General features: G+C 68.9%; 9 protein-coding genes. All 9 read right to left on the bottom strand.

The features are described 5' to 3' along the window. Positions 1-1,461, bottom strand: coding sequence for a TrkH family potassium uptake protein (locus VLK61_RS02835; RefSeq protein ID WP_325418082.1), 1,461 nt, complete (start codon positions 1,459-1,461; stop codon positions 1-3). Continuing rightward, a complete protein-coding gene (gene trkA / locus VLK61_RS02830; RefSeq protein ID WP_325418080.1) occupies positions 1,461-2,864 on the bottom strand; it encodes a Trk system potassium transporter TrkA in 1,404 nt (467 codons plus the stop codon). The genes VLK61_RS02835 and trkA overlap by 1 nt, the downstream gene beginning before the upstream one ends. Then, positions 2,861-3,805 (bottom strand): ketopantoate reductase family protein, encoded by a 945-nt coding sequence (locus VLK61_RS02825; RefSeq protein ID WP_325418076.1) that lies wholly within the window; start codon positions 3,803-3,805, stop codon positions 2,861-2,863. The genes trkA and VLK61_RS02825 overlap by 4 nt, the downstream gene beginning before the upstream one ends. A gap of 172 nt (positions 3,806-3,977) precedes the next feature. After that, positions 3,978-4,352: a VOC family protein gene (locus tag VLK61_RS02820; RefSeq protein WP_325418073.1), complete on the bottom strand. Its 375-nt coding sequence runs from the start codon at positions 4,350-4,352 to the stop codon at positions 3,978-3,980. A 221-nt stretch (positions 4,353-4,573) separates the two neighbouring features. Beyond that, positions 4,574-5,560, bottom strand: coding sequence for a GNAT family N-acetyltransferase (locus VLK61_RS02815; protein WP_325418071.1), 987 nt, complete (start codon positions 5,558-5,560; stop codon positions 4,574-4,576). Between the two features lie 27 nt (positions 5,561-5,587). Continuing rightward, positions 5,588-6,451: a hypothetical protein gene (locus VLK61_RS02810; protein WP_325418069.1), complete on the bottom strand. Its 864-nt coding sequence runs from the start codon at positions 6,449-6,451 to the stop codon at positions 5,588-5,590. A 2-nt stretch (positions 6,452-6,453) separates the two neighbouring features. Continuing rightward, entirely contained in the window at positions 6,454-7,104 is a 651-nt protein-coding gene (locus tag VLK61_RS02805; protein WP_325418067.1) for a fumarate hydratase C-terminal domain-containing protein, read from the bottom strand. Positions 7,105-7,108: 4 nt separating this feature from the next. Further along, positions 7,109-7,978 (bottom strand): fumarate hydratase, encoded by an 870-nt coding sequence (locus tag VLK61_RS02800; RefSeq protein WP_325418065.1) that lies wholly within the window; start codon positions 7,976-7,978, stop codon positions 7,109-7,111. 10 nt (positions 7,979-7,988) lie between these two features. Next, a partial coding sequence (locus VLK61_RS02795) for a ketopantoate reductase family protein (RefSeq protein WP_325418063.1) occupies positions 7,989-8,561 on the bottom strand: 573 nt, incomplete at its 5' end.

The following is an 8,561-nucleotide window of genomic DNA, read 5'->3' as shown; positions in this document are numbered from 1 at the left end:
TCAGCCGCGCCAGAACTGCGGCGTGAACAGCACCAGCACCGGCAGCAGCTCGATGCGGCCCAGCAGCATGCCGACCGTGCAGACCCAGGTCTGGAAGTCGCTCAGTGTGCCGTAGTTGAGCGCCGGCCCGACCTCGCCCATGCCGGGGCCGATGTTGTTGACGCAGGCGATGACAGCGGTGAAGGAAGACACCACGTCGAGCCCCGAGAACAGCAGCAGCATCGTCAGCGACACGATGGTCGCGCCATAGATCATCATGTAGGCCAGCACGCTCTGCAGCACCTGCGGCGGCACCACGGCGTCGCCCATGACCACCGGGTTGACGACGCTGGGGTGCACGATGCGCACCAGCTCCCGTTGCGACTGCTTGAACAGCAGCAGCACGCGAATCATCTTGATGCCGCCGCCGGTGGACCCGGCGCAGGTGGCGAAGCAGCCGAGCCCGATCATCAGCACCGGCGCAAAAGGCGGCCACAGCGCGTAGTCGGAAATCGCATAGCCGCCGGTGGTGGCGACCGAGATCACATGAAATGCCGCGTGGCGCAGCGATTCGAGGTAGTTGGCGTGCTTGCCGTGCGCCGCCAGGTAGAGCGAGATCAGCGTTATCGCGCCGAACACCACGCCGAAGTACGCGCGCAACTCCGGGTCGACCCACAGCACGCGCGCCGAGCGGCTTCGCCAGGCAATGAAGTACAGCGCAAAGCTGACGCCGGAGAGCATCATGAAGACCATGCCGACGAGCTCGATGGCCGGCGAACGCCAATGGGCGAAGCTGGCATCGTGCGAGGACAGCCCGCCCAGGCTCACGGTCGAGAACATGTGCATCAGCGCATCGGCCCAGTTCATGCCGGCCACGCGGTAGGCGATCAGGCAGGCGACAGACAGCACCGCGTAGACCGTCCACAGTCCCCGCGCGGTGCTCGAGATGCGCGGCGTCAGTTTCTGGTCCTTCATCGGCCCCGGGGTCTCGGCCCGGAACAGCTGGGTACCGCCGACACCGAGCATCGGCAGCACGGCCACCGCCAGCACCACGATGCCCAGCCCACCGACATAGTTGAGAAAGCAGCGCCAGACGTTGATCGACATCGGCAGCGCGTCCAGCCCGCTGAGCACGGTGGCGCCGCTGGCCGAGAAGCCCGACATCGCCTCGAAGTAGGCGTCGGTCACGCTCAGGGCCGGCATCGCCAGCATCAGCGGCAGCGCCGCGAACGCCGGCAGCACGCCCCAGATCAGGCTGACCAGCAGGAAGCCGTCGCGCGGCTGCAGTTCGCGGCGATAGCGCGCCGTCGCCACGCTGACGCTCAGGCCGACGCCGAGCGTCACCAGCGTGGCCACGGCAAAAGCACGCTCGGCGCCGTCGTGGCCGAACCAGGCAAAGGCCAGCGGCAGCAGCATCAGCAGCGCAAACAGCACGACGATGCGGCCGACCAGCGAGACGACAGCGAGCAGCGGATGCGACATCAGAAGAACATCGCGCCGACCTGGAACAGGCGCTCGACTTCACGCACCATGCGCTTGTGCGGCAGGAAGACGATGACGTGGTCGCCGGTCTCGATCACCGTGTCGTGGTGCGGGATGATGACTTCGGCCGCATCGCCAACGCCCCGCACCAGCGCGCCGATCTGCGAGCCCGCGGGCAGCGCCACTTCCTCGATGCGGCGGCCGACCACCTTGGACGACTTGCGGTCGCCATGCGCCACCGCTTCCAGCGCTTCGGCGTCGCCACGGCGCAGCGAGTACACGGCCTCGACATGGCCGCGTCGAACGTGCGTCAGCAGCTCGCCGATGACCGTCTGCGCCGGCGACAGCGCGATGTCGATCTGCGTGCCCTGCACCAGGTCGGCGTAGGCCCGGCGATTGATCAGCGCCAGCACCCGCTTGGCACCCAGGCGCTTGGCCAGCAGGCAGGCCATGATGTTGTCTTCGTCGTCGCTGGTCAGCGCGAGAAACAAGTCGGTGTCGCGCACGTTGGCGTTCTCGAGCAGTTCCTCGTCGGTCGAGTCGGCGTTGAGCACCAGGGTGTCCCCCGGCAGCTGCGTCGCGAGGTATTCGCAGCGCTGCGCATTGGCCTCGATCACCTTGACGCGGCAGTCTGCCGCCAGCTGGCGCGCCAGGCGCAGGCCGACCTTGCCGCCGCCGGCGATCAGGACGCGCCGCACCGGCTCGTCGCGCAGGCGCAAGGTGTCGAGCACGCGGCGAATGTCCTTCGTCGCAGCGAGCACGAAGACCTCGTCCCCGGGTTCGATGCGCGTGGCACCGTCGCACAGGATCTGGCGGTCGCTGCCCCGCTCGTCGGTGCGGTAGATCGCGACGAAGCGCATCGCGCTGCGCGGCACCAGCTGCGGCAGCTCGGAGATGATGTGGCCGACCATCGCGCCGCCGCTGATCGCGCGCACCGCGATCAGGCTCACCCGGCCGCGTGCGAACTCCAGCACCTGCAAGGCCTCGGGGTATTCAACCAGCTTGTGGATGTAGCGCGTGACCGAGGCTTCGGGGCAGATCACCTTGTCGACGCCGAAGGAGGCCCGTGTATCGGGCGTCTGGCCGTCCTGGAATTCGGCCGCGCGCAGCCGCGCGATGGTCGTCGTGACGTTGAACAGGTCGCGTGCGATCTTGCAGACGACCAGGTTGGTCTCGTCCAGCGCGGCGCAGGCGATCAGCATCTCGGCGTCGGGCGCCCCGGCGGCCTCGAGCACGGCGGGATGGATGCCGTTGCCGGTGACACCGCGCAGGTCGAGCCGGTTCTGCAGCGCCCGCAGGCGGCGCGGGTCGGTGTCGATCACGGTGATGTCGTTCTTCTCCGACACCAGGCTCTCGGCCACGCTCTCGCCAACGCGGCCTGCGCCGAGGATGATGATGTTCATCGCGCCGACTGTCCTGCCGCGTGATCCAACGCTCCGTCAGCGTGCAGCGCCAGGATGTCGGCGATCGCGCGATTCAGTGGCGTCGGCACGCCCTTGCGCTGCCCCAGTTCCACGACGCCGCCGGAGAGCCAGCGGACCTCCAGGCGACTGCCTCGCTCGAGATCGTGATGCATCGAGGAGGTCATGTCATGCGCCACGTCGTCCGCCAGCTGGAGGCGCACTTCAGCGTAGTTCTCGGGCAAATCCACGCCATGGGCCCGGCCGACCGCAACGACCTCGCGCATCACCTCGAGCAGGAAGGCACGGGTCTGCGAATTCTCGCGGATCGGGCCGATGGGTTTGCGAATCGTCGTCGTGGTCCCCGACAGCCCGACCAGGAACACGTACTTCTGCCAGATCTCGCGCTGGATGTTCCCGGAGCATTCCGCGTTGATGCCCCCAGCGAGGCAGGCATCGAGCAGCGCCTGCCCCCGTGCCGAGCGCGAGCCATCGAACTCGCCGAACAGCAGCCTCTGCATCGGCCCTGTCTGGCGGATGACACCGGGCCTGTCGATCGTCGTCGCCACGTAGCCGACACCGCCCATGATCTGCGACGCGTCGTAGGCGGCGCGCAGGGATTGATCCTTCAGAACACCGTTCTGGAACGAGATGAGGGTGGTGCCCGCGCCAACCAGGGGCCGGATCTGCTGCAGCGCAGATTCCGTGTCCCACAGCTTGACGCAGAGCATGACGAAGTCGACAACGCCGACTTCGGCCGGCGTGTCGGTCGCGGCGACGCGTGGAATGTGCAGGGGCTCCGGGCCCTCCACGCGCAGGCCTTCGCTGCGCAGGGCGCGAAGGTGACTGCCGCGCGCGATGAAGTGCACCTCCGCACCCCCTTTGCAAAGCCGAGCGCCGAAGTAGCCGCCCAGCCCACCCGAGCCCATGAACGCGATACGCATGGCCTGCCGCTCCTTCCAGTGCCCGGCTGGAGCATACCCTCACGGTCTCCTCGGACCGTCCAGTTTGCGCGCCTATCGGCGCAGCGCCCGATGATGACCGGCGCGCCCAGGCGGCAGCGATCGCAGCGCCAGTGGGCGAAGCCCGCTTGTGGACGTCCCCACGATGGAAGATTCAGGCCTCGGGTTGGTGGCAAACCACTTCGATGTTGTGCCCGTCCGGCCCAATGACGAAAGCTGCATAGTAGTTCGCGTGGTAGCGCGGTCGCAGACCAGGCGCACCATTGTCTTTGCCCCCCGCCGCCAGAGCCGCGCGATAGAAAGCTTCGACTTGCTGGCGATTCTCGGCCGTGAACGCTAGGTGAAGATGCGCCGGCTTCTCCTCGGTTTGGTACAGGCACAATGAAGCCTCACCTTGTGGGCTCAACTCGACACCATAGGTCGGCGGCCCCTCCGACACTACCGCTATGCCGAGCGGTTCGAGTGCCTTGAGGAAGAACGCTTTGCTCGCTGCATAGTCGCTGACTCCGAATTTGACGTGGTCAAACATGAGCTCTCCTGAAGTGCGTGGGCCTGCGCGAAGCCTGACGAATGAGGCGGAGACAACGGCTTGGCGCCAGGCCGTTGGCTCTCGCCTTGATGGAAGGGCTAGCGGATAAACCTTCGCAAATGCCGTGGCGACAATGTGATGCTTGGGCATCGTCATTCCTCCTGTGTGTTGGGGCTTGAAACGCACCAGACCGGCGGCATGGTGCGAACTCCGGCGGAGGTTCAGCTCCTTGCTGTCGGTTCAGCCGCTGCGCGACGCGCGCAGAGATGCCTGCCAGCCGCCACTTCGACAAAACCGGCGCTGCGGTAGAGCGCCAGTGCAGGCGCGCGGTCGCTGCGCACCGTCAGCGTCACGCGCGGCAGGCCGCGCTGCACGAAAGCCCAATGGCAAGCGGCGGCGATCAACGCGCGCCCCGTTCCGCGGCGCCGCGCGGACGGGGCGACGGCCAGAAAATCGATGTAGGCATCGCCGGCCGCCCTGTCGTGCTGGACGTAGAGGTAGCCGACGACATCTCCATCACCGTCCGGGTGGCGCGCGACCAGCAGCCGGTGCTCGTCGTCACGCGTGCTCAGCAGCGTGTCCGGTGTCAGGTAGCCCTCGGGGAAATCGGCGGCGTGCAATGCGGCAGCCTCCAGGGCGGCCTTGTGATCGCCGGCACTGTCGGCCACTGACGCCGGCCAGGCAGGCCCGGCTGCCGGCGTGTCGGGGGCCGTCGCGCACAGCACGTGGTTGACGAGCCGGTCCTCGAAACCCTCGGCCGCATAGGCAGCGCACAGCAAAGCCTCGTCGGCCTGGGGAAAGGCGTCCAGACGGACGATCACCGGCGGCAAGGCGTCGCGCAGCGCGACGATCAGGCTGCGTGCCAGCGCCGAGGCGCGCAGCGCATCGGCCGCCGCGAAGCCGGGGGCGAGCAGCGGCCCGCGCAACCACGCACGGCCGAGCTCCGGAGCCAGCACCGCGCCGATCGTGCCGAGCCAGGCACTGCTGTCAGCGCGCGCCAGCGGCCGCGCGCTCAGGAACAGCGCCTCACCGTCGGGGTGGCCGAGCATTTCGTCGGCCAGCGCCTGCGGGCTGCTGCCCTGCTCGAAGTGCAGGCAGCGCACCTGCCCGTCGTCGCGCTGGTTGGCCTGGAAGGCGAAGGCTGCCAGCGCTGCCCACTGCGCGCGTGGCACCGCCGCGATGTCGAAGGAATGCGCCGCGTCATGCATCGGCGCCGATATTAGGCCGCCGCGCCCTCAGGCGCCAGTCTGCACGGGCGCCGGGTACTCGTCGGCGTTGCAGACGATGCCGCGGCGTTCGAAGTCCCAGCGCGGCGGCGCGAAGACATCCACCAGCCGACCCACGTCGGGACCGATGTTGCGGCTGGTGTGCACGACCTTCGGCGGCACCACCAGCAGCGACGGGCTGCCCATCTCCGCTTGTTCGTCCTCGCGCCACAGGCTCATGTCCGGGCCCCAGGGATAACGCAGATGGTGCACGTAAGTGCCCTCCAGGGCCAGCGAGCCCTGCTCGAAGTCGGCATGGCTGTGCGGGCTGAGCTGGTGCACGTCGCGCGGTGCGCGGCGCGGCATCAGCGGGTTGACCATCAGCTTGGTGCTGCGGAAGACGCGCATCGTACTGTCGGCCGTGACGTAAGCCGGCAGATGGTAGCTACGCAGCTTGAAGCCGGCGGGCGGATCGGGCCAGGCCACCAGCGGCGCCGCGTCGGGGTTCGGCACCGCGTAGGCCGCGGCGTTGTCGGCCAGCGGCAGCAGATCGGCGGCGTCGGTCGAGAAAATGCGCGCCAGCAGGCCGCTGCCGCGGACCTCGATCAGCGTGCGCCCCGGCGGCAGGATGCTCAGGCTGTCGGCCTTCGCCTCCAGCGTGTGCGTGCCGGCCACCAGGCGCGCCGACAGGCCGGCGGTCTCGGGCAGCAGCAGCATGTACTCATCGGGGTTGTCGCGCGTCAGGCGGTCGCCCTCCGCGACGCGCGAGACGACGACGATGAAGTTGGCGCCGCGTGTCACCCAGCTCTGCGCGCTGGTGTCGCCGTCGAGCTGGCGTGGCGGGCTGGCGTGGTGGCGCGCGGTGGTGGCAATCTGAGAGGGCAGCAGCGGCATCGTCATGTCTCCGTGGGGGTGGGCCCTTCGCTGGCGCCTTCGCGAGCCGCCTTCAGGCGTTGCAGGATGGCGGGCAGGCGTTGCACGGCCTGGTGGTGCAGGCTTTCGTAGAGGCTGCTGCCGTGCGCGTCGATGGCGACGGTGGCTGGCCCCAGCGCCTCGACGTCCAGCGTCAGCAGGCGGAACTGCGCGATGTAGTCGGTCCAGTGCACGGCCAGCACGCTGCGAATCGCCTGCGACAGCGGCGTGCAGCCGCCGCCCAGGAACGACAGGTAGGCACAGCCCTGGCGCTGCATCGCGGCGACGCTGTCGGCGTCGAGCCCGCCCTTGCCGCCGACCAGCCGCAGCCCGCAGCCTTCGATCAGGCGCGGCATGAACGGGTTGTAGCGCGTGCTCGTCGTCGGGTTCAGGTACAGCGCCTCGTGGCCGCCGTCGTCGCGTTCGCGGTTGAAGCAGCTCAGGTGCATGAAAGCGCCATCGCGCAGGTCGACCGGCAGCGGCGCTCGCCGGTCCAGGTGCTCGACCATGCGCTGATGCGTCGGCAGGCCGATCGACATGCTGACCGGGCCGCTGAGCAGCACGCGGTCGCCGGCGCGGAGCTCGTCGATATCGGCGCGTGCCAGCGGCAAGGTCAGGTGGTGGGTGTGGCTCATTGGTTCACTCAATGCGTTCGACGCGGCCGTCGTTGTGGATGCGGGCGCGCGTGCGGCGGTTGATCCAGCAGTTCAGGCTCACGGCCACCGGCACGAAGCCGTGCGAGCCTGAATACTCGATGTGCACGGCCATCGCCGTGGTGTCGCCGCCGGTGCCCATGGGCCCGAAGCCGAGCTCGTTGATCGCCGCCAGCAGCCGCGCCTCCATGCGTTCCAGCATCGGCTCGGGGTTGGTGCGACCGAAGGGGCGCAGCACCGCCTCTTTGGCGATGCGCGCGGCATGGTCGAAGGTGCCGCCGATGCCGACGCCCACGACCATCGGCGGGCAGGCCTGCGAGCCGGCCTGCACCACGGTGTCGAGCACAAAACGCTCGATCGCCTCCAGCGGCGGGTAGACGAAGGTCTGCAGCGCCTCCCAGCGCCCGGTGCCCATCGCCTTGGGCGCGCAGGTGATCTCGACATAGTCGGCATCGTCGATCAGGTCGACCGTGACGATCGGGATGTCCTTGCCGCTGTGGCTGCGCTCGTGCGTCAGCGGGTTGGTCACCATCTTCAGGATCGGCGGGTCGATGCGCGCGGCCAGCAGCGCGAAGCCGTCGACGATGGCCTGCTTGACGGGCCCGTCGAACTGCACGCGCGTGCCGACCTTGAGGCTGTAGACCGGGATGCCGACATCCGAGCAGACCAGTCCACCGCTGCTTTCGGCGGCCTGCGCGCTGTCGACCATGATGGCGATCGTGGCGCGGCCGAGTTCGCCGCGTTCGCGGCCGCCGGCGGCGCGCAGTGCGCGCTGCGTGTCGTCGGGCACCTTCTTCAGCGACCACTCGTAGAGGTCGGCCGTCAGGTCGCGGATCTGTTCACTGCGGATTGTCATTGCAAGGTCCTCATGGCTGCAGCAGGCCGGCGGTGCGCGCGCGCTGGCGCGCCAGCCCGAGCACGGCGTCCAGCGTCGGCACCGGCATCGCCACCGCCGCGGCGCACTCGACAAGCGCCCCGAGGATGGCCTCGATCTCCACCGTGCGGCCGGCTTCCAGGTCCTGCAGCATGGAGGTCTTGATGTGGCCGAGCTGGCGTGTCTGCGCGATGCGCTGCGCCGGCTCGACGTCGAGCACCAGTCCCAGGCGGCCGCCGACGCCGATGGCTTCTTCCATCATGCGCATGAACAGCGCGTACAGCTTCGGGTCGTCGATCATCTCGTCGCTGGCGGCGCCGGTCAGCAGGCTCACCGGGTTGAAGCAGGCATTGCCGAGCAGCTTGACCCAGATGTCGCGGCGGATGTCGGCGCTGAGCTCGGCCGCGAAGCCGGCGCCGCGCAGTCGATCGGCCAGCGCCTGCGCGCGCGCGCTGCGGCCGCCGGCCGGCTCGCCGAGCACCAGGCGCGAGCCCGCGCCGTGCACGACGACGCCGGGCTGCGGGCAGTGGCACGCCGCGAAGACGCTCAGGCCCAGCACCTGCGG

It is taken from the genome of Aquabacterium sp., assembly GCF_035476535.1.
Classification (GTDB): Bacteria; Pseudomonadota; Gammaproteobacteria; order Burkholderiales; family Burkholderiaceae_C; genus Pseudaquabacterium.
Note: the sequence above shows the minus strand (reverse complement) of the source record. Positions and strands in the feature narration are given on the sequence as shown.